The sequence below is a fragment of the Stenotrophomonas sp. S39 genome (genome assembly GCF_016624665.1).
GTDB lineage: Bacteria > Pseudomonadota > Gammaproteobacteria > Xanthomonadales > Xanthomonadaceae > Stenotrophomonas.
On record NZ_JACVTT010000002.1, the window covers coordinates 63,357 to 83,425 of the forward strand.

The window sequence follows — 20,069 nt, forward strand, 5'->3', positions numbered from 1 at the left end:
GAGGGCGCCGCATTGACGCCCTCTCCTCCTGCTTCGGTTACCGCTGAGCAATCTCAGGCAGTGGGGTGATGACGAACCTGTTGTCGCCCTGGCCGCAACTCACTTTCACTGCGTGTTGGACTCCGGCTCCGTTGAATGCGCCGCGCTTGCCCAGTTCGGCCAAGGGAAGTTCACAACCGGCCTTGCCAGAAAACTCAAACGTCAATTGGTTTTTGGATTGGGAACTGATAGCGGCCACCTTGTCGAACACCGTGGCGGTCTTATCTGAAACCGGTGACATATCTTTGGGGTCGTACGCAATCACCATTGCGCCCAGTTCTTTGGTGGGCTTGCCCTTGTCGTCCACACCGTCGCGCTCATCGACGGTTGCTTTCAAGCCGACTTGTTGGGCGTAGGCACTCGCCTCTTGGAACTCTTTGAGTTGTTTTGCTTTGCTCCACTTCTTCCCAAAGAAGTTGCCACCCGCGCATCCCAGCGCTCCACCACCAATTGCACCTGCGGCCTTGTCGTCTTTCAATACCTTCGCGCCAACCACACCGCCCAAAATTCCGCCAACCACGCAACCGATCTTTCCGGCCTTTTGTGTTCGCGCTTGATCTTCGGCCGGAGCCTGGGCGTGTGCGCCGATCGATCCGGTCACCAATGCAACCATTACTGCTGTCGTTAAAATCATTTGTTTCATTTTTATCTCCTTGTTTTTTTGTTGATGAATAATTTGCACCTGGGGAAGTTGTTGGGATCTTGTGCAATGTTCCCCGTGACATTGCATCCAAGATTTTTTTCTTACGAGTTGTCCGTCGGGAACGACACACCACCGGAATTTATCGGGGCAGTCTGCTGCCGATTTCCCTGGCCATTATTTATTTGCAAACCACCACCCTCAATGAGTCGGCTCGCCAACGTGTTCAATCCGCTAATGTGTTGCTTGCAAATTTCGATATGCCGTTCGGACATTGCGTCATTGATGCTCCGCACGGCTTCGACAAACGTTTTTTGATCCGCCATCAGGTTCAATCTGAGATTTGCCACCTCCTTACGCAGATCCTCTTGGGTGCGGAGCAAATCGGATTTTGCTTCTTCGATTGCGGCCACTGTTTCGACGCGACCGAGCTTGACTTCTATTGCATTGCGCACCCAGTCGGTAAATGTCATACCATTTTGAGCCATTTGCTGTTCAACCCGCTGCAATTGCCGCTCTGAAATTTTGATGTGCTTGTTAATTGTTTTCATTTTCCCTCCCTTTTGTTACCATTACTCAAACAAAAATTTGGATATTGTCAAGCTCACACCCAAAAGCGTTGGCATTATTGAGTTTTTGGCATTTAATTTGCACCGCAAAAATACACGAGCGTGTATATCCCGAAAGCCTTGGCGTTAAAGGCTTTGCTATTGTTTTTGATGCTTTTTAGATACACAGCGTTAGAACACCATAGGTGCGACATGTGCATACGTTCTGTACAGTCCCAAACAGACGGCTGTAGACTTTCGGCCACCGCGAGCTTTTGATTTTTCTTTTTGCTTTTCGGTTTTTTTGCTCTGGCTTTTTGCTTCTGCCTTGCTCCGGCTGTCCCGCTGTTGCTCTTTGCGGGCGCTCGGGCTTTTTGTTCTTCGCTTTTCCCACTGGCGCGCTCGTTCGCCAGTCAGTGCCCCGCCCTGGCCGTCTCATGCTGTTCCTCTGTATGTTTTCAGCGCGGCCCCAACGCTTGTGCCTGCAGCTCGTATCGCCCGCTGTGCGCCTGTCTGTGTGTCATCCGTCTGTACCCGTTGGCTGGGCACTCGCCTGCGGCTCTTGGTTCGCCGTCTGGTGGCTTGCACGACACCTGGGCACCTTCAACTCGGACGGCCGGCACGAGTCGTCTGGTCCGATCAGAGGGGCCGTGCGTGCAGCAGTCTGGTTCTGCCGTTTGGTCCCGGCACCCCAATCACTCGTCAGGTTGGGTCACGTCACTTGCCGTCTGCTTCCTAGACGCAACCTGTTTTCCATTTCCAAGTTGATCGTTAAAGAACCGCACCAGATTGTCTATCGCAGAAAAAACCCGCCGAAGCGGGTTCTAAATGTTTACATTTTGCGGCGGATCCTAACCGGCTCCGTGTCCTGGCAAGCCTTTACTTCGCTCATGATTTTAATGTTTGTTTGCACAGCAAGAGCATCATTGAGACTTTTTTTAATTTCAGGGCTTTCGGTCATATCAGCAGGGACTTCGCCATAAATGTTTTTTGCGGTCGCTTCTGCCCCAGCAGCCAAGATTATTTCAGCAACCTGCGGAACATTGTACGCTGCGGCAATGTGCAATGCATTGTGCCCCTCCATGTCCTGGGCGTTTACATCCGCCTCCATTTCAACAAGTGCATTGACGCAGCCAAAGGAATTGTTGTAGATCGCAAAGTGCAGGGGCCGGCCACCATTCTGCTCATTCCGCGCATTGATGTCTGCACCCGCATTAACAAGCTCCCTTATGACAAGTTCTTGTCCGCGAAAAGCCGCTATATGCATCAATGAATTGCCCTTCTCATTGAGAGCATTCAAGTCTTCAATTTTTCCAAGTGCACCCAGAAATTCTTGAAGCTCCTGCGCCGCACCTTCGCTCTTCTCCAGCTTAGCAGCAGCCTTCTTAAACGCCATGTAATTCTCGCTGTCAAAGTTCATATATCTCCTTCATTTGTAAATCGGTTCACTCACATCATCATGTTTTCTCTTTTTGTCAAGATCAAATTGACAAAACCCGCATCTGTGATTGGATGAAGTCAATCAACATAAGGGAGACCCAATGACCAATCCAAAAGATGAAATGATTTCGATCATGCTGTCGTTCAACAAGCGCCAGCGCACGAACATACCCAAATATCAGAAGCCAACCATTTTTGATAAGTTCGGCGGAGTGTGCGCGTACTGTAGCGATGCACTCAACGGCTCGAAGAAGAACGCATGGGGCGTGACCCATGCCATACCGTTGCACCTGGGTGGGGAGTCCTCAGCCGACAACCGGATCCCCTCGTGCATTCCGTGCATCCAAAAATATGGAACGTCCGACTGTCTGTCGGCGCTGACCGACAACCAAATGGTGCTGACCCCAACGTGGCATGCGAAATTGACGGCCATGCGCGATGCAGCGCTGCTGCGATCGAAGAACCACCTCACCCCGCTGTCCCCCAAATCGGACATCGAGCTTGTGCGCAGGAACGTACAAGGGCGGTGGATCCACGAACGCTCAACGGTGTTTGCCACCGTACTGCCAACACACGTTGTCTTCGGGCTGACCGATCGCAGTGGATCCAAGAAGCGCGTTGCTGAGATGGCTTCGCTGTTGGTGTTCGGCTTCAAAGCCCAGCGACTTGGCAACGATGGCGCCTATGAAGTCCCGGCGACGAAAGCCGGCTTGAACCTGTTCGTCGTGCCGCGCGATCGACTGCTTTCAGCAACGATGGCGCTGACAGAAGAGAACTGCTGGCTCCGCGAGGTGCGCGTATCGATCACCCCTGAGCATTCAAACAGTGAGTGGCGTTCCTACTGGTTCCGCTCCTACGCGGCACTGAAAGACAATCTCAAACGCCGCGTGTACGGTGAAGCACAGGCGCCCTGGCACATCAAGAACACACTGTCGATGAGCGCGGGCGCGGTACGCGCGCGGCGCCACTACAACTCAAAGAAAGCCAAGACCCTGGAACGGATGGAACAACACGCCCAGGTGATGGACTTGCGCGTGGCGGCGGGCCAACCACTGGAAGATTGGGACGAACGGGTCAAACGGGTGGAACGACAACTGCAGCTGCAACTCAAGTTGTCGTAGTCCAAAAGAAAAAGGACCGAATGATCGGTCCTTTTTTATGGGCTGTGCATGTGTGCGCCTCAGAAGTTGAAACCGGCAGCGAAAGAGAGGACGGCGATGGACACCATCAGTGCTGCGTGCATTTGGAAACGGGTTTGACGTTCAAAGCATTTCAAGCGTTGGCGTGCGGATGTCTTCATTTCATTTGCTCCTGTATGGAAACGGGGGCTTCGTAGATCATGGGGTCATTCTCTTCGACACAGAAGACGTAAAACACACCATAGACGTTGAATGCGATGGCTGCGAACAACGCAGCACGCAATGTGTAGTACGTCATTGCACTGCGACCGTATTTTTTTTCATAGCGTAATTTCATAGTTGAACTCCTTAGCGTTTGGATTGGGTATCAGCCGATTGTGGCTGTGTGCTTTTCATAGGTGGTCATGTCCACCGATTTGATATACATCTGCACGAATGGAGGCAAGCAACCACGGAACATTTGAAAAATCGTTGTGCCCGTGGAGTCATCATGGTGCCCGGTGCGGCGGTTGATGCTGCGGTTCATCATGGTGGTTAAAGAGGCATAGCCATCGCACACCAATACTTCAATGATTGCGTTGTACACGGCAGCGAGCTTGGTGTCGTTGTTCAGTGTGGCTTTGCGGTACAAGCAGCAAGCCAGGTGGATGGGTGTGGCGTCACAAGTGGTAGCGCGGCTGTTTGTCAGTGCGGTCAGTTGTGCAGCGTCAACGCGGCCATCCTTCTCGCGGAAGTTGGTTATAACGATCGAACGTACTTTTTTTAAGTTTGCTTTTTCAATGGCGTTGAAGAGTTTGGTTGATGTGTTCATGCAATGCTCCGAAAGGTGGTGGGATGGATAATTAGCGGCGCTTGGATTTATCTTTCATTTTTTTGAGAAAGCGCAACTCACGTTTGACTTTGGTGGTGATGCGGATGTCGTTTTTTTTCATGCTCCGCTCCTGTTAGTTGATCTTTCCGGCTGTTGGGAAAGCAGCATCGGCGCGGTCGTACATGCTTGTGGAGCTTGCCGCTGAGTTGAATACTCCGCTGACGACGGTGACAAGCAACCACCCAGCCAGGACAACAACAAATGCAGCAGCGGCGATCTTCAAAGTTGTTTGGTTAAAGATGTTTTCCATAAATCCCCCTAATGTTAAATGTAAAGTTAGATTGTTTCGCAAACACGATTGATGAAATTGCAAATTGAAACGTGAAAAATGGCGGCGGCTACTAAAGTTGCGATAATCATTTTGCTTCCCCTTATTTGCTGTCTGTACATTCAATGTAAAAGAAATTACTTAGGTGTCAATACCTTTTATTGAGACATTATTAAAAAACTGTGAGATAACCGACAGTTTTGAATATTAGTTAAAATATCTCAATCCATAAAAAAGGGGCCGACGTATCGACCCCTTAGATTCAATTGATAATTTTTCATCACACGATCTTTGTCGGCGCTGGACTTTCAAAATCCATAAACAGAACGGGCACGCAAACAAGAAATGACGTGAAAATCGGATAGAACATATCCAATGAAACGCCCAGTCCTGGGAACGCTGCGGCGACAGAGAACAATGCCACTCCCATCAAGAGTGCAACAACGATGACGGCGATGAGGTATGCAAAGAGTTTGTTCATTGGGCCACCCACCCGCTTTCTTTGTTCATCCGTTGCACGTTACTCAGAAGCTCGACAAGTTCGCCCTCGGCAATCTCCGACGCGTCCATCCAATTGAATGTGTAGTAAAACGACGCGGACAAATCGCCTTCCCATCCACGAAACAACTCATCATCAGAGCGTGATTTGGCGCGCACGATCGCCTCGCGAACGATGCCCTCACGGCTCCACAGTTGAGCAACCTCGTTCAACTCTACAAAACCGTTCTCGATAACTTTGTTAATGATGTCCTGCATAACTACCCCCGCGCTTTGTTTATCTTGATTTCACTTAAACACAAGGTCCAACATTGTCAATACCTTTTATTGAGAAGCGACATTTTTAAAGTCAACGGCGCCTTGGGAGCGGGATAAAATCCCAATAAAAAAGCCCGCTTTCGCGGGCTTCACGCATTTGACTTTGATCCTTACAGATCGCCGTACATCGGACTCCTTAAATAACACAAGAATTTCCGCCTTGAATCTGGCACTTGTCTATTTTTCATAACTTGCGCATTTTACCCCTAGCGCCGCTCCAAACAATCGCCTTACTAATACGTGCACGCTGCGCTTCCACTCGGATGTATTCGACAAGATCCAGCCGCGCAGTGAAGGCCGCCAGATCATACGCGTCCATTCCGTAGTGGGTTCGCCGCTCAGGATCGGCGCCCAACGACAGCACAGTACGGATGGCATGTCGTTCGGCCTCAAACAGTTCGGGCACGGACTTTTTCAACATCGTGGTACGCCACAGTATCGTGTGCAGAGGGGTTTCACCTCGCAGGTTTTTGATGTTGATATCTGCGCCTGCGTCCACCAGCCGCTGCAGCTCATCGTAGTCGCCAGCAATCACCGCAATGTGCACAGGTGTGTGCCCGAACGGATCGGGGGAGTTGTCCTCCCCCATGTCGCACTCCATTACCATTTGACGGCATCCGCAGACCAGTGAGGAGCGCTCAGTTCATACAACTGCCAAATGTTTAGATAGGCGTCATCATCAGAGCAGTCCAACACCTTTTCATCAGCGTCCAATAAACGCTCTTCCAGTTCTTCCCACGCTTCGATCGCAGCTTCCACTGAACAGTCGGCGGCCAGCAACTTAAACGGATCATCCGACCAGCGTCCATCCACCCAGGGCGCGGCATTGAAGATGTGGAAACCTGCATACGTTTTGGACCAGATGAAGCGCACCGCGCCATCTTTTTCGTCGCAAACGGTGTGGGCGGGTGTGATGTAAAATTCGCGCATATTCGTTCTCCTGTGTTGGGTTGTGTGTTCACCAAAACACAGGAGCCAATATTGTCAATACCTTTTATTGAGTGAAATACGATAATTTCGCCCTGTCGATCGCCAAATAAAAATGAGCCGGTCTATGCCGGCTCACTTTCTTCCTACAACGGTCATTTACACGGCGACAAAGCCACGTTCAAAACCTCAAACCCCGCATCCTTTGCAATCTCTTTGAGGACCAGCACCAGGTCATCTTTGCGTTGCTCGTCTTGTTTACGGCTTATCAGCAGCTCCAAGTCGTTGATGGACAGGTCGTTGATATTGACAAGTTCCGTGCAGGGCAATGAATTGCACACCCCAAGGGTTTCTATAATGGTCTGCAACGCACTGGGCTTCACACCTGGACGTTCGTAGCCCTCGTGGTAATAGTCCGCCTCACCTGCTTCCGCTGCTTCAAAGAGAACGTCATTTGGTATGCGGATTGTTGCGCGTTCTGGATGGATAAACGATCGTTTTTTGATCCAAGTCGAGGGTCCAATTTTCCACCGCGATCGGACTTCCAAATTTGTTTCCATGCTGGTAATCACCGCCCACACCCCCTCCTTCTCATTGGCCCCTAAGCACAGCAGTGGGTGGGTGACACGTAAGGTGGTATCGATGTTGTTGCGGTGTAAAACATCAACGCATGCGTAAACAATTATTCCGGGGCGTAATTCGTTAGTTTTCAGCATAGGCAATTCCTCAATGAATGGAACACCCATCCAATCAGAAATTGAAAGCGAGTCAAGAAAAAGGCGCGATTTTTCGGGTCTGTTTTCAACACTGAACACTGTTGTGCAATTCGTCAAACTTCTTAACGCATCTCTTGACGACCAGTCGCAGCAAAAGACCCACCAACAAAACACCGTTCAGGCCGGTGCGCCACACACCACCGATATCCCACGCGGCGAACATCGCCAAACCAAACACAGCCAAGCCCTGTACTAAGGTAGCCAAGCCTTCCACTTTCTTTTGATCGGGCTGTGCATCATCACCAAGACAATACCTTCGATAAACAACTAACGTTTGAGCCAGTGCTAGAAAGGCAATGGCGATATCAATTCCGGTCGTGAATGCAAGAAGATTGTGGACCACGAAGACGTAACTTGCGATTTCAACGAAAAACCCCAGAACCAGTGCAAAGAAATACACACGCGCATAAAATATTTTTGACATTGACACCCCCAATTGATTGAATAATCTCAATCAAACACGGATGCCAATATTGTCAAGTGACATGCTCACTTACATTCTTCTACGCGCAACCGGCTGTTTTCTTACGGAACCAACAGCCTTGGCGATGGCGGCCTTATCCCACCGTGCCTCATGCTCCAACAGCAGTTGTTTTGCCTTCGTGCACACAGCGATGTCAGACGGCCTCAATCCCTCGTTGTTGCGGATCCGGGGATCAGCTTTGCGTTGCAACAGCCAGTTCATTCGCTTCGTGTAATCAGTGTTCGCCAAATAATGCAGTGCTGTCTCGCAATTCTCGTCCTGCGCGTTGACATCCACTCCCAGGTCAATGATCCGATGAATAAGGCGGCAACCTACGGATTGGTCGATCAACCAATGCAACAATGTTCTTGAGGAGGCAATTTTATCCATTGGGTTGTAACCACTGTCCAACAAGACCTTGACGGTGTGTGCAGAGACGTAACAGAAAGCATATGCCTCGTCGAGAATTCCAGCCCCTTTGTTATCTTTTGCATTAACGTCCGCACCAGCTTGGACAAACGTTCTGACTCGGGAAGCGTTTAACATGCGGTCATTAAAATTGAATAACGGTGTTTTCCCGTTACGATCGCGCGCATTGGGATTTGCGCCCTTACTCAGAAGCAACAGTGCCACATTGTTGTCAACAGTGTGCAGCGGGGTGCATCGCTCTCGTGTTCGGGCAGAAATGTTAGCGCCGGCATCAATAAGCACCTGGGCGACATCTGCATTGGTCGCTGTGTGCAGCGGCGTCCAGCTTTTTTTATAGGCCGTTGCGGCATTGGGATCCGCCCCACACTCAACCAACGCCTGTGCCGCTTCCCCGCTTACAACTGTATGCAACGGGGTAAGCCCCTGTTCGTCCTGGGCGTTAGGATCCACTCCCAACGACACAAGGTAGTGCACGACATCGGCATGCACACTGTTATGCAAGGATCTTGCCCCGCATCCACACTCAATCAAACCGCGTGCGTGATCGGCACTGTTGGCGTGGAACAACAAAGATGGGTTTTGAGTGGCCGTGGACACACCAAGGTACTCGGTGCTGACAACTTGGTGTACGGCCAATGAATTGCCGCACATTTTCAGCCAATCCTTATCAGTATCGATACTATCTTTTTTAAATAAATCCTCAAACAGCGAATGCGGAACATACTTGTGATACCGCCGCGTTCGCTCTTCGTGATCCAACATCGTTGTCAATGGGGCAAGAAAAGCGGCTGCGGCATCGCTTAGCACCGTATAGAACGCTGGCACGCGGAAATTTGGATCGGCACCCGCTACGATCGCCGCTTCCACAAGATTGACGCTGCGCGCGTGGGACAGAACGAATTGCCGCGAAATGGTGTCACTCAAGGTGACCTCATTAACGGCCACCAGTGGTAAGTTTGTGAGTATTTCATTTACATCTGAATTTGCTTCAACCATTTTTTCCAACTTATCCATAAACTCTTTTTCATATGTCACCATTCAAAGCCCCCCCCCATGCAAATTGAGATAATTCAATCAATCATGGAAGCCAACATTGTCAAGCTCAAACAAAAGCCCGCCGAAGCGGGCTTGTATCATCTTGCGCATCTCAACGTCCCAAACCCACTGCCGCAATCACCCGCGATATCAGCTGCTTTTCTTTGCCGTCGAAGTCAACAACAATGCCGTCCGCCTTCATTTCGTGCTCGATATCACTTTTAACCAGGTCAATGTAGTCATTGAACCGCTGGCGCTCAAACGCACCCTCTTTTGAAAGAACAGCGCGTACACGGTTTTCGGTCACGTACAGCGGATATTGATGCTCCAATCCCGACCCGACAACCTTCTCAACAAACAAGTCATTTTTGAACTTATAGACCTCGCCGGATGCGTCGCAGCGAAGTATATAGCCCTCGCACGTGCATGAGCCATCCACCAAAGTGGGAAATTTGTTCCCGTGCTGGATAACATCCGCGAAGGTGCCAGACGCAACTATGGGAGCCTTCTTTAGTCCGACTGCATCAAGGACATGTTGATATGGAAGACGCCGGCCATCAACAACGATATCGAACAGGTAGAAGTCCAATGCGCCGTAATCGGCGTTCTGCTGCACCTTAAGTCCTCCCGCTTCACCAGCAAGCTCGCCGAAGAAGCGGACGGTTTGCCCTTCGTTGATCACGCCAGCAACTGCCAACGAACGGTGGTTGTCGCGTACAACGTCGGCATAGCGCTCAAAAACCTCCCTGTGATTGAAGAACACTTCATCTGTGAGGATCCGGTTGCGGGAAGCCGATTGAACCTTGTCGCCATTGGTGATGAATTGATAGTTTGCGCCGTGAATCTTTTCAACAGCGCGCCAATTCTCCACACTTCGCAAACAGCGCATTTTTATCTTTTCTGAGAATGTATCTATTGTTGGATAACGCTCAAATGTCAACGCCATTGAAACCCCCTTTTTATTTAACCGATAATTTCAGCTAAACAGGGGATCCGACATTGTCAAGCTCAAAAAAAACCCGCCGAAGCGGGTTTGATCTTCATAACTTATATCTCAATTCCTTTCCCGCGCCAGCGCCCAATTTTTGTGAATATCCTCAGAAGTGAGTTTGATCCGATCCAACGCGTCAAGTGACTTCTGTGAAAAGCCGTGTTCTTGGATTTTTTGCTTAAAACTATTATTCCATTGACAATCGACATTGATACTTTGGACATCCTGGAAGACTTTGGGATCTGGCGTTAAAGGGGCACCCAATAAAGCGCCTACATCGTCACCGCGTGCTGGCTCTTTGGTGAGCAACAACTTTGTCATTGCCAGCACGTCAATAGTAGGTTCTCAAGCGCTGCTCTGCTTGGTACTTAGCGATGTTGCGTAGCATGTTGCGCATAAGGAAGAAGAATGGAATGCCAGCACCGATGAGGAAGCCCGGAATACCCGCAGCCGGACCAAGATCCATGCTCCCCCACAACACACCACCAACAAAGAACCCGACAACAGCAGACCAAAAGGTGATCCAAACAGTCCCAATCAAAGCGTTAATTACAATTTTCATATGCGCACCTCCGTTGATTGACATCTTACACAAACAGAAGATCGGTTTTTGTCAACCCCACTGCATCTCTAGCTAGCTCCAAATGTTTGCGGGAGTCAAGCTCGCGTTACATCTTCCGCATGGGTTTTACTGAGCCGTTAAGCTGATCAGCAATAGCGCAATGAATTCTCTGGTGCTGTTTGTGATGTAAGAAGTCAGCGAGGTGCTGAGTCAACTCGTCTTCTGAGGGGCTGTCAGGTTCCATCCAATGAGGTTTAGGAAGATCCTTAAATCGCACATGGATGTTGTAAGCGCACATGATTTTGGCGGCAGCGCGTGGCGTGACCATGAGCCCTTCGTGCAATCGCATCGCCAGGTCTTCGATGGCCGAACGCCAGAACGTTAAATCCTCCGGCAAGTCCACAGCATTGAAGTCCAATGCATCGCACAGCAATGGCCCTAATATGATGGGCTCTGGGTGATCAAACATTCGACTCATACCCTGTGTAGAGCGCCAATCGCTTTGCCAATCGGTGGCCGGCGCGCTATCGTAAAACGAAACAGGCATATCAACACCTCGTGTGATTAAGATTTCTTACTCAATCACGGCCAGACTTTTGTCAAGCTCTTATCTTTATATTGCGCAAAACAATTAAGCCCGCGAAAGCGGGCTTAATCATTGGCGGTTACATTCGCCGACGTGTTCGTATTGGAGTGTCCTCCGCTGCCACCGCCTGGGCCAATCGATCGCGTTGCTGTTGTTCCTGGGCGTGTTCAAGGTATGCGCTGATTGACGCGTACATGCTCGACTCTGAGGGGGTCATATCGTCAGCGTTTCGTGCGCTTGCGTCCGCCCCCGCCTCAACAAGCAAGACAACCGTCCTTAGATCTCCCCACATGGCCGCTGCGTGCAATGGATTGTTGCCAATGCAGTCGCGCAATGTCAGATCCGCGCCTGCCGCTACCAGAACTTCAACCGTTTCGTGCGCGCCCACACTCAACGCCAAGTGCAACGGTGTCGCGTAGGACCAATCGGATCGCTTGTTGATATCGATGCCCGCGTTTATGCACCGCTGGACGGCCTTAAATTGGTTGTGCTGGGCAAGAACATGCAGAAGATGGTTACCCTCCCCGTCCACCGCTGAGGCGAGCCCTGTGGCGATGTAGTGGTAGCAAATGCGGTCCCACTCCTGCTCAATTTCGTCCTTGCCGATCACACCAGTGAAAATGTGATTCACCAATATATCCACAAGCGTAATTGTTGTTGGTCTGGTCATATGCCCTCCAAAATGCGGATATGCATTCACTCAATCATGGAAGTCAACATTGTCAAGCTTAAAGAAAAACCCGCCGAAGCGGGTTTGTTATTTGAATTCCTTGCATTAAACGCTGGCAATAAAACATCCCAGCGCAAGGCCAAAACTGAAAGCAGTCACAACTGACAAACAGACTGCCCTAATCCACATTGTGCGTTCGACCTTCAACCTCGATTTTGACGCTCCGATGTAGCCATTGATCGAACATTGAAGATCATCAAAACAGTGTTGCAAAGCTGCAAAATAAAGTCTATCCATAAAGCCCCCTTTTATTGTTTTTGTGAATCCAGGGAACCACATATATCAATATTGTCAAGCTCAAAGAAAAGCCCGCTTATGCGGGCTTTTGTCTTACATCTTCCGCTTCACTGTTGAAGTCATTTCCGACTGTACATCAGATACAGCGGCCATCAGATTTTTCTGCTGCCGTCGCCGCAGATCCTCAATCAAGTGATCACGCTGCTCCTCATATGTGGGCCATCTGTTGCTCGCAACCCAGTCGGGAATGTCACCTGATCCATCACCAAAAAACCGAGCTTGATTGTGCATCTGTAGGAGCGTTGCAGTGTCGTGCGGATTGATCTGAGCTCCTCTCTCAAGCTTCGTAAGCAAATCATATCGGTGTAGAGAGAACACTGAGCGTGCGATGGAAGGGTGTGCGGTTAAGCATTCTAAGCCCAGCGCACTCTCATCCAACCTACTGCAAGCCAGATCCAAAAACACATCGACATCAAAACCTTTTGTAATCTTGTGATTGTTGTCCGTTACTTCTACAGTTCCATTGTGAAAATGTATAGCCTCTTCTACCCATCGACTCAGCCAGGTGTAAAATACTGCGCTTGCAACACAGCCGACACCCATTGCCAACCACCCTATATAACTTGCATCCATACTGACCCCCTAATTATTTAACCGATAGTTTTAGCTAAACAGGGGCTTCAACATTGTCAAGCTCAAAAAAACCCGCCGAAGCGGGCTTTAGTCTTACATCTTTCGTCTCATTGTTGGTGGCGTGTACACCTCACCAACTTCTGCCAGGATCACATCCCGCTGTTGACGGTTCAATGCTTGTTGGACCTTTTCTTTCTCATCTCCAACGGCATACGTTTCGGGGGACATATACTTTCGCTGTGCTTCGTCACTCATTACAGCGCCACGATCAATCAACTGAGCGACTTCGTGAGCATCAGGGAACCTTCCAATTTTTAAGTAGGAGGCCAAGTCTGCGGTCGGATCTTCGGAATTTTGTACCAGGTGCGCGATCGCGCGTTCGCATCTTTGCCAGTCTTCAAAGTCACCTGAGCAAGGAACATGAGCCTCACGCACACAATCAAAATGCTTCACAACCAAATCCATGGGGCGTTCGCCTTCTGCGCCACTCTCAACTCCAAACCGCTGCAAGACATCAAAGATCTCAAACTTTCCGTTTAAAAGCGAACTTAGCATCAGACTTTGCCCGTCTTCGTTCACCACGCCAGGATCGTGGCCCATCAACAGCATCTCAGTGACAGCCTGTGGGTTTGCCATTCCATGCATATGGTGGGCTTCAAAGATTTCGGGATGATCCGTCACAAGTTTCAATTCAAGCGGCAGGACCAGTCTCAGATTATTAGACGCCTCAGAGTGTCGGTGTAAGTCTTCCCTTAGTTGTTCTGGTGAAATCTGTACTTCACTCCTGAAAACCTGCGCTATATCGCGCAATTCATTGACAGGCCTGTCCTTTATTCCATAAAGAACGTCTCCCAAAAGGTGCTGCGTGGGAATCCCACCATACTCTAATGCACGGCTGATTTTATCGACCGATTGGCACAGCTCTGTGACGGTCAATACGTCAATGTTTTCTGGGTTGTCGATATTTTCCACGCGGCACAACACATTGGGATCACCGCCCTTGTCTAAAATTTGGACAAATCCCAAATACACATTCACCTTTTCATCAAACGCCGCCAACCCGCATATAGAGCCAACGTACCTCAAGTTCTTTTCGGGATACTCCCAGGTAATTTCTTCGTTCGGATCATGGCGTCCGAAATAGTCGCTAATGCTTGATGAATTGTCACTTGTGATCAGATCGTAGATCTCAGCGTCACTGTATTTGCGATTGATCCATTGATCGCGCTCTGCAACGGCGCGAGTGATCACCTCTACTTTATCCGCTGAGGCTTCCTCAAATGGATTGTAAGAGACTTGAGTGTGATCATCCATATCTGGACCATAATATTCAAGCAGCTGAGGCTCCAGGTCGTCCAGCTTCGCTCCACAATCAATGAGCGCTTGAACATGGCTGGCACTGGTCTTATCTGAAAATAACGCGTAAGCAAGGGGGCTACCGAGAAAGCTAAGTCCGCCGTCCAGGTTTACACTCATCTCTTTATTGACATTGTGAAAGATATTGTCTTCCTTGAAATAGTCTTTCAGATCATCGGCTGTTGAAGAGTTGATAAATTCAACCATTTCCTTGTCGTTATATATGGGTCTTACGGGCATGACACCCCCTACTTGATTGAGATGCATTCAATCAAGCAGAAAGACACGATTTGTCAATACGAAAACAATTAAACTTCAGACCACAATAAAAAGCCCGCCGAGGCGGGCCTTAAATGTACGCGCCGAACCATCACATGCGACGGGCAATGGTTTGTCTGCCGGGCCCACTCTCTTCAATGGCTTGCTGAATAACGTCGCGCTGCTCAGACGCACGCTGATCTGTTTCCAGATAGATATTCATTGTTCCAACAGCCTGGTTGTAATCAAGACCGCTGAATATCCGTTGTTCTACGCGTAATGCGTTCATATCATCCACAGACAGACCCATGTCATTTTTTATTGTTGGGTCCGCACCATTGCTGACAAGAAGATTCTGACAGTTACCGCAATCGGTTAGATGCAAGGGTGTTGATCCTCCTTCCCCGCACCGATTGATATCTGCCCCTGCGTCTATCAACAAACGAACGGTATCCAGATCATTCAACTGTGCCGCGAAGTGCAAAGCAGTGTCGCCGTATTCATCGCTCATATTTATGTTCGCACCAGCTGCGATGAGTTCACTTACAACAGATGAACAATAATTGGCGACTGCCTGGATCAGCATAGGGCAACCCGTATTCTTCATCACCCTGTTGACATCAAGTCCGTCCTTAATATAGCCATGGATATCCTCCGCCTTGTCGAGCTTCAAGGCCATTTCCAGCTCAAATTCAAAAATATCGAAGCCATCATTAGCATTTACTTCGCCGCTATTCATCGAACACCCCCAATTGATTGACATACATTCAATCAAACACAACCGTCAAGTTTGTCAAGAACCAAACAAAAGCCCCCAAATTGGGGGCTTTTGGTCTCTCACATCCGGCGCACTTGCGATCGTCGCACATTCAATGCATCCCCGTCCTCACTGAGTATTGCTCGTTTTAATGTGTAGTTCTCCAAGAGAGACTTGGATTCAATATGATCCTCACGATTGATACCGAACGGTACTTCCATGTTGGCAGGAGTCTGGCCTTTACTGTTGCGCACCAATGGATCTGCACCCGCCTCCAACAAGTTGTGGATCAATTCAGGATTGGAGCCTTTCTGCATTAGCCGGTGTAGTGCAGTGTTGCCGGAATATTGATCAGCGGCGTTTAAATCGACACCCAGTTCTTTCATCAACTGAACCCCAGCCTGGCTCGCGTTGCGTTCAACAAACGCAGCGTTACAACGATCCGCGAACCGCTCTCCTTTCTTATTTACGATATCCGTGGACGCGCCTGCATCCACCAAAAACTTTGCATCCTCGATGTTCTGAATGTGGTGGAGTGCGGTATCGCCCCTTTCCCCCTGTGCATTCACATCAAGTCCGGAGAGTACAAGTTGCTCCATCAATTGCGAGCCTTCACGATGGGCATGTATTGATGCGAAATGGTGAGGCTGGATCATTTCAGCGTATTTTTCGACCAGCAAGTGTATATCAGCGCTTGATTTCATCAACCACTCAATATGATCTTCCTTCGCCGGCGCTCCATTTTTTACAAGCAACGCCACCCGCTCCAGACTATTTGCCAAATCGACCAAATCAACAAGACTGCGACTATCTAAATCACCATCTCCATCGCTGTACGAATGAACTTTGACTTTAGAGTTAACATTCGCGCCCATTTCAATCATGTCGTTCATCACATCCAGAACGTGCCTATTGCTTTCTTCGCCCATGATTTTGGCTGCAACAAAAGCCAACGGCGTTAATTCTTTGTTATCAGTCAAACTGAGAACTTTGATTGGCGCGTTGATATCGTGCATTTCAAAGAACTTCTTAACAGCGTCACGATCCAAGACAGCGCTTGTATTACTTGTTTTGAGAACAGTGTGTACGTCCGGTTCTTGAATATTTTGAATCTTGGGTGTGGCCTCCATCAATCGCTCGCGCAACTCCTGTGCTTGAGTCGTCAGCGACGCGGCAAGACCCATTTGCAATTGATCCACAAGGCTCTTCCACGCCTCAGCCTTACTGATATGGCCTGGCACATCATCTATCGTCCAGGATTTGTTGGCGCTGTCCCATTTTGCAGTTGGGAATGTGCCTTTAAGCGCGTCTTTCAGATCGAACGGCGCCGCAATGGCAACCTTTCCATTGCGTTGAACAATGCCCACTTCCATCGTGTTTGGAGGCTGGATGGTCTCAAGGCTCAGCGTACCGCCCATTTGATTGAACGCTTCAACCTGAGCCCGCGCTTCATCATAGAACTGCTGAGCGGCTTCATAAGGCAATTGGTATTTCGCCACCTCTGCTATACGTGCTTTAGCTCGTTCCAGTTCAGGTCCTTCTAGTGCAGGTTCACTCCCAGCATCGATCAAATTCATTTTTTCAGCGACTTGGCCGCTGGCCCACTCCTCAAGCTTATTGAGATTTCGCTTGTTGTCGCCAACCAACCAACCTTTTTCTCGGGAGCTCCATTTTGCCGTCTTAAACTCGGAACGGAAATCGTCTTTAATCCCGTACGGAACCTTTACCACGAGACTGCCACCACTTGATTGCCATGAAACTTGATTCATACATACCCCCTATTTGATTGATATTCATTCAATCAAACAGAAGGCCGGATTTTGTCAACCCACCTTACCCCCCTTACATAACAATAAAGCCGGCTTTCGCCGGCTTTCAAATCATATGTTACCTATTGTGCGGACCTTGTATGTTCCGAAATTTAACAGGCCTCTTCCACCATGCCCAAATGTTAAACGCAATTGATACGATAGCCGGGAAACCAATTAAAGCAATAACAAGTAAGTTGGTTATTGATGAAGCCTGGAAGCAATAGATCCACGCCGACAGCGACAACGCGGCAACAACACAAATAGACCTAGCACAGCCTTCAATTCTTTCAGACAACACCTGATCAAATCCACAAATCATCAACGCCGTTTTGGCGACTCCACCAACATACATGCTCAACACGGCAACAAACAACATCCAGTTGATTGAGGTTCCATTCCATGCTGATACAGCAACTAAGCAAATTGATGCGACCTGGGCCACCAAACAGGAAAGTACGGCAACAATGAAAATAGTAACCTCAAACACTGTGTCGGCGCTTGAAGGAAATGACTGCTCGTTTGGATCCATACATGCTCCCGTGTTTTGATTCATCTTGATTTAAATCAAGCACGGATGCCAATATTGTCAATACTTTGTCTTGATGATGGTGCAGATGAGTGGGTACAATATTCTCCACTCCTCTCTAACACAACAAAGCCGGCTTTCGCCGGCTTCGCTGTTTTGTCATGCATCCACTACATTCGGCGCTTCACACGAGTGGTTGCTTCCTCCAACCCCACCGCGTCGGCCAACACTGACCGCTGGTGTCTCGCCAAGATCCGTGGTGCCCGTTCGATAAGATCCGTCCAAACGAACTGGCGATTAACCGAGGGCCTTTTCATGTACTCATCAGGAGTACATCCGTAGTGGCTGGGGCATTTAACAGATGGGTCTGCCCCGTACAGAATGAGCATTTCTTGCATTTGGCGTGACTTAGCAAGATACAACAAACCGCTATCAATCTCACAATTTGATTGAGACATTCGCTCAAGCAACGGCTTAACGTACGCGCATTTGTTCCAGCGAACAGCAAGCTGGAGAATTCCGTCATTAGAAGCGGTGTATTGGTTGTTGTGGCGGGATAACCTTACAATATCTTTAAAAACTGCCAGATCATCGCACCAGTAGGCAACCATGAGAGGATGCTGATCCAGCAAATCGCCATCATTATCACGGAAGTCAAAAACATACCTGTGCTCTTTGATTAAATATTGAGCAACCGTCGACTTGCCGCTAGCGATCAACATTGACAAGATGGGGTAGCCATTATTCATTCGCAAGTTAACGTTCGCGCCGTTGTGCACAAGCAGTTGCGCCGTCGCTGGCGACTTGGCATGAAAGAGTGGACACATAATCGTGTCGTGTACGTAGTTGGGATCCGCCCCAGCCGCCAGCAACGCTTTTGTAACACCAATACTTTCTTTCTCAACAGCTTTGCACAGCGGCGAGAATCCATATCCGTCCACCACACCGGAATCTGCCCCGGCCGCAAGCAGCAACTCCACCAGGTCAACTCTCCCACTTTCGATGGCGGAATGAAGCGGAGTTATATTAAGCAATTCGAACTCGCTTAACCCGCCCACTATACATTTCAAACCAAGGCTTGGATCCGCTTTGTTTTCAATCAGAACTTGCGCGTACTCATACGATCCATCTTTAATGCACTCGTGCAACAAAGTCGCATTGGCGTCCCAATATTCACGATGCTCGCTGACCATGCCTCTATATTCATTCAAATCACCTGTGCACTCCACCATGCCCTTAAAAATTGCCATGTTTCGTTCCAGATACGCTTCGCGTGCATACTTCAATTTAATTGAGTTGGCCTCGCTCTCATGACGGCATTGTCGAGCAGCTTTGAGCGCAATTAGGTACTCTCCAACGGCCCAGGAGTACCAATCATTTTCAGACTCGGCGACCTCCACTTGATCAATCACTTCGTCGCCTTTTGCGTCCGCAACGTGATCGAGAGCCAGTTGCTTCTCCTTGAACGCTTCGTACACCAGTCGGCCGAATAGCCCGAGACAAAAACCAAACGCCAAGCTCATTATGAATGTATATAAATCCATGAAACCCCCTTTTTATTGAACTGATATTTCAGCTAAACAGGGGTTCTAATATTGTCAAGCCAATTGCAACAACAACCGCGAGATGCGCCAATAAGAAAACCGGCTTTCGCCGGCCTTCTTTTCAGCATGTCACGATGTCAAGCTCACAAAAAAGCCCGCTTGCGCGGGCTCATTTGTATTGCCGGATAACGACTTTTTACAGATCGCCGTACGTAGGCTTATTGTCCTTAAGCAACTTCACACCAGCATCGCTGCCTTCAAACTGCTTAAGGATGTCCGGCTTCGGACCTTTGCCACCGTAGTAGAACGGGGTCTTCTTGCCATCGTGGAGGAAACGGTTGTTGACCCTATCCTCCTTCGGCGTACGCGGCTTGCGTTCCTTCTTCGGCGTGTCCGAAACTGATTCGTCGCTCTCCGTCTCTTTGAAGAATTCACTCACCCGCGCTTTCTGCGACTTGGTGAGGTACTTGGAATTCTTGGAAAGCATGTTGAACACATCAGTCAGCACATCACGGGCGGAAGCACGGCGAGCTTCTTCAATGCGCTGACGATCCGGGGCCTGCTTTTCTGCCAGGGCTGCAATTTCCTTGTCCAGCTTCTTTTCAAGCTCATCGGCTTCCTTCCAAGTGAAGGTCTTCTCGTTCATTTGTCTATTCGTCCGCAGGCCGTCATTGGCAGATGGATCAT

At 49.3% G+C, this 20,069-nt stretch carries 27 protein-coding genes; 2 read left to right on the forward strand and 25 right to left on the reverse strand.

What is annotated here, in order from left to right; genetic code table 11:
* Positions 1 to 37 precede the first annotated feature (37 nt).
* The 3 genes from IAE41_RS01695 to IAE41_RS01705 all read right to left on the reverse strand — a co-directional run bounded on the left by IAE41_RS01695 (position 38) and on the right by IAE41_RS01705 (position 2,647).
* Positions 38 to 682 (reverse strand): glycine zipper 2TM domain-containing protein, encoded by a 645-nt coding sequence (locus IAE41_RS01695; RefSeq protein ID WP_200731808.1) that lies wholly within the window; start codon positions 680 to 682, stop codon positions 38 to 40.
* 101 nt (positions 683 to 783) lie between these two features.
* On the reverse strand, positions 784 to 1,230 hold the full coding sequence (locus IAE41_RS01700; protein WP_200731809.1) for a hypothetical protein: 447 nt from the start codon (positions 1,228 to 1,230) through the stop codon (positions 784 to 786).
* An 829-nt stretch (positions 1,231 to 2,059) separates the two neighbouring features.
* Positions 2,060 to 2,647: an ankyrin repeat domain-containing protein gene (locus IAE41_RS01705; RefSeq protein ID WP_200731810.1), complete on the reverse strand. Its 588-nt coding sequence runs from the start codon at positions 2,645 to 2,647 to the stop codon at positions 2,060 to 2,062.
* A 121-nt stretch (positions 2,648 to 2,768) separates the two neighbouring features.
* Between IAE41_RS01705 and IAE41_RS01710 the strand changes: the two genes are divergently transcribed.
* Positions 2,769 to 3,788 carry an HNH endonuclease gene (locus IAE41_RS01710; RefSeq protein WP_200731811.1) on the forward strand — a complete coding sequence of 340 codons (1,020 nt, stop codon included), beginning with the start codon at positions 2,769 to 2,771 and terminating at the stop codon, positions 3,786 to 3,788.
* Positions 3,789 to 3,963: 175 nt separating this feature from the next.
* On the opposite strand, the gene IAE41_RS01715 is transcribed toward IAE41_RS01710, so the two are convergent.
* The 15 genes from IAE41_RS01715 to IAE41_RS01785 form a co-directional block, all read right to left on the reverse strand.
* Positions 3,964 to 4,143, reverse strand: a complete 180-nt coding sequence (locus IAE41_RS01715) for a hypothetical protein (protein ID WP_088430328.1) — start codon at positions 4,141 to 4,143, stop codon at positions 3,964 to 3,966.
* A gap of 30 nt (positions 4,144 to 4,173) precedes the next feature.
* A complete protein-coding gene (locus IAE41_RS01720) occupies positions 4,174 to 4,617 on the reverse strand; it encodes a hypothetical protein (protein ID WP_200731812.1) in 444 nt (147 codons plus the stop codon).
* A 133-nt stretch (positions 4,618 to 4,750) separates the two neighbouring features.
* On the reverse strand, positions 4,751 to 4,927 hold the full coding sequence (locus IAE41_RS01725; RefSeq protein WP_200731813.1) for a hypothetical protein: 177 nt from the start codon (positions 4,925 to 4,927) through the stop codon (positions 4,751 to 4,753).
* A 298-nt stretch (positions 4,928 to 5,225) separates the two neighbouring features.
* Positions 5,226 to 5,426, reverse strand: coding sequence for a hypothetical protein (locus IAE41_RS01730; RefSeq protein ID WP_200731814.1), 201 nt, complete (start codon positions 5,424 to 5,426; stop codon positions 5,226 to 5,228).
* Positions 5,423 to 5,701: a hypothetical protein gene (locus IAE41_RS01735; protein WP_200731815.1), complete on the reverse strand. Its 279-nt coding sequence runs from the start codon at positions 5,699 to 5,701 to the stop codon at positions 5,423 to 5,425. Before IAE41_RS01735 ends, IAE41_RS01730 begins: the two co-directional genes overlap by 4 nt.
* A 244-nt stretch (positions 5,702 to 5,945) precedes the next feature.
* Positions 5,946 to 6,350: an ankyrin repeat domain-containing protein gene (locus tag IAE41_RS01740; protein WP_200731816.1), complete on the reverse strand. Its 405-nt coding sequence runs from the start codon at positions 6,348 to 6,350 to the stop codon at positions 5,946 to 5,948.
* 11 nt (positions 6,351 to 6,361) lie between these two features.
* Complete coding sequence (locus IAE41_RS01745; protein ID WP_200731817.1) at positions 6,362 to 6,691, reverse strand: hypothetical protein; 330 nt, start codon at positions 6,689 to 6,691, stop codon at positions 6,362 to 6,364.
* 152 nt (positions 6,692 to 6,843) lie between these two features.
* Complete coding sequence (locus IAE41_RS01750) at positions 6,844 to 7,503, reverse strand: hypothetical protein (protein ID WP_200731818.1); 660 nt, start codon at positions 7,501 to 7,503, stop codon at positions 6,844 to 6,846.
* Positions 7,490 to 7,888 (reverse strand): hypothetical protein, encoded by a 399-nt coding sequence (locus tag IAE41_RS01755; protein ID WP_200731819.1) that lies wholly within the window; start codon positions 7,886 to 7,888, stop codon positions 7,490 to 7,492. The genes IAE41_RS01750 and IAE41_RS01755 overlap by 14 nt, the downstream gene beginning before the upstream one ends.
* A 69-nt stretch (positions 7,889 to 7,957) precedes the next feature.
* Complete coding sequence (locus IAE41_RS01760) at positions 7,958 to 9,370, reverse strand: ankyrin repeat domain-containing protein (protein ID WP_200731820.1); 1,413 nt, start codon at positions 9,368 to 9,370, stop codon at positions 7,958 to 7,960.
* 133 nt (positions 9,371 to 9,503) lie between these two features.
* Positions 9,504 to 10,337 (reverse strand): RNA ligase family protein, encoded by an 834-nt coding sequence (locus IAE41_RS01765; protein ID WP_200731821.1) that lies wholly within the window; start codon positions 10,335 to 10,337, stop codon positions 9,504 to 9,506.
* Positions 10,338 to 10,445: 108 nt separating this feature from the next.
* Positions 10,446 to 10,703, reverse strand: a complete 258-nt coding sequence (locus IAE41_RS01770) for a hypothetical protein (RefSeq protein ID WP_200731822.1) — start codon at positions 10,701 to 10,703, stop codon at positions 10,446 to 10,448.
* Positions 10,704 to 10,713: 10 nt separating this feature from the next.
* The gene (locus IAE41_RS01775) at positions 10,714 to 10,944 is read right to left on the reverse strand and encodes a hypothetical protein (protein WP_200731823.1); all 231 of its coding nucleotides are present in this window, start codon (positions 10,942 to 10,944) and stop codon (positions 10,714 to 10,716) included.
* A 106-nt stretch (positions 10,945 to 11,050) separates the two neighbouring features.
* Positions 11,051 to 11,491 (reverse strand): hypothetical protein, encoded by a 441-nt coding sequence (locus IAE41_RS01780; RefSeq protein WP_200731824.1) that lies wholly within the window; start codon positions 11,489 to 11,491, stop codon positions 11,051 to 11,053.
* Between the two features lie 118 nt (positions 11,492 to 11,609).
* Entirely contained in the window at positions 11,610 to 12,161 is a 552-nt protein-coding gene (locus IAE41_RS01785; RefSeq protein WP_200731825.1) for an ankyrin repeat domain-containing protein, read from the reverse strand.
* Positions 12,162 to 12,236: 75 nt separating this feature from the next.
* Between IAE41_RS01785 and IAE41_RS22620 the strand changes: the two genes are divergently transcribed.
* A complete protein-coding gene (locus IAE41_RS22620) occupies positions 12,237 to 12,365 on the forward strand; it encodes a hypothetical protein (RefSeq protein WP_267911367.1) in 129 nt (42 codons plus the stop codon).
* Positions 12,366 to 12,590: 225 nt separating this feature from the next.
* On the opposite strand, the gene IAE41_RS01790 is transcribed toward IAE41_RS22620, so the two are convergent.
* The 7 genes from IAE41_RS01790 to IAE41_RS01820 all read right to left on the reverse strand — a co-directional run bounded on the left by IAE41_RS01790 (position 12,591) and on the right by IAE41_RS01820 (position 20,028).
* Complete coding sequence (locus tag IAE41_RS01790; RefSeq protein ID WP_200731826.1) at positions 12,591 to 13,130, reverse strand: hypothetical protein; 540 nt, start codon at positions 13,128 to 13,130, stop codon at positions 12,591 to 12,593.
* A gap of 93 nt (positions 13,131 to 13,223) precedes the next feature.
* Positions 13,224 to 14,693, reverse strand: a complete 1,470-nt coding sequence (locus IAE41_RS01795; protein WP_200731827.1) for a hypothetical protein — start codon at positions 14,691 to 14,693, stop codon at positions 13,224 to 13,226.
* A 163-nt stretch (positions 14,694 to 14,856) separates the two neighbouring features.
* On the reverse strand, positions 14,857 to 15,507 hold the full coding sequence (locus IAE41_RS01800) for an ankyrin repeat domain-containing protein (RefSeq protein WP_200731828.1): 651 nt from the start codon (positions 15,505 to 15,507) through the stop codon (positions 14,857 to 14,859).
* Between the two features lie 74 nt (positions 15,508 to 15,581).
* Positions 15,582 to 17,270 carry a hypothetical protein gene (locus IAE41_RS01805; protein ID WP_200731829.1) on the reverse strand — a complete coding sequence of 563 codons (1,689 nt, stop codon included), beginning with the start codon at positions 17,268 to 17,270 and terminating at the stop codon, positions 15,582 to 15,584.
* A gap of 118 nt (positions 17,271 to 17,388) precedes the next feature.
* On the reverse strand, positions 17,389 to 17,841 hold the full coding sequence (locus tag IAE41_RS01810) for a hypothetical protein (RefSeq protein WP_200731830.1): 453 nt from the start codon (positions 17,839 to 17,841) through the stop codon (positions 17,389 to 17,391).
* 167 nt (positions 17,842 to 18,008) lie between these two features.
* Positions 18,009 to 19,382: an ankyrin repeat domain-containing protein gene (locus IAE41_RS01815; protein WP_200731831.1), complete on the reverse strand. Its 1,374-nt coding sequence runs from the start codon at positions 19,380 to 19,382 to the stop codon at positions 18,009 to 18,011.
* Between the two features lie 196 nt (positions 19,383 to 19,578).
* Positions 19,579 to 20,028: a hypothetical protein gene (locus IAE41_RS01820; RefSeq protein WP_200731832.1), complete on the reverse strand. Its 450-nt coding sequence runs from the start codon at positions 20,026 to 20,028 to the stop codon at positions 19,579 to 19,581.
* Positions 20,029 to 20,069 lie beyond the last annotated feature (41 nt).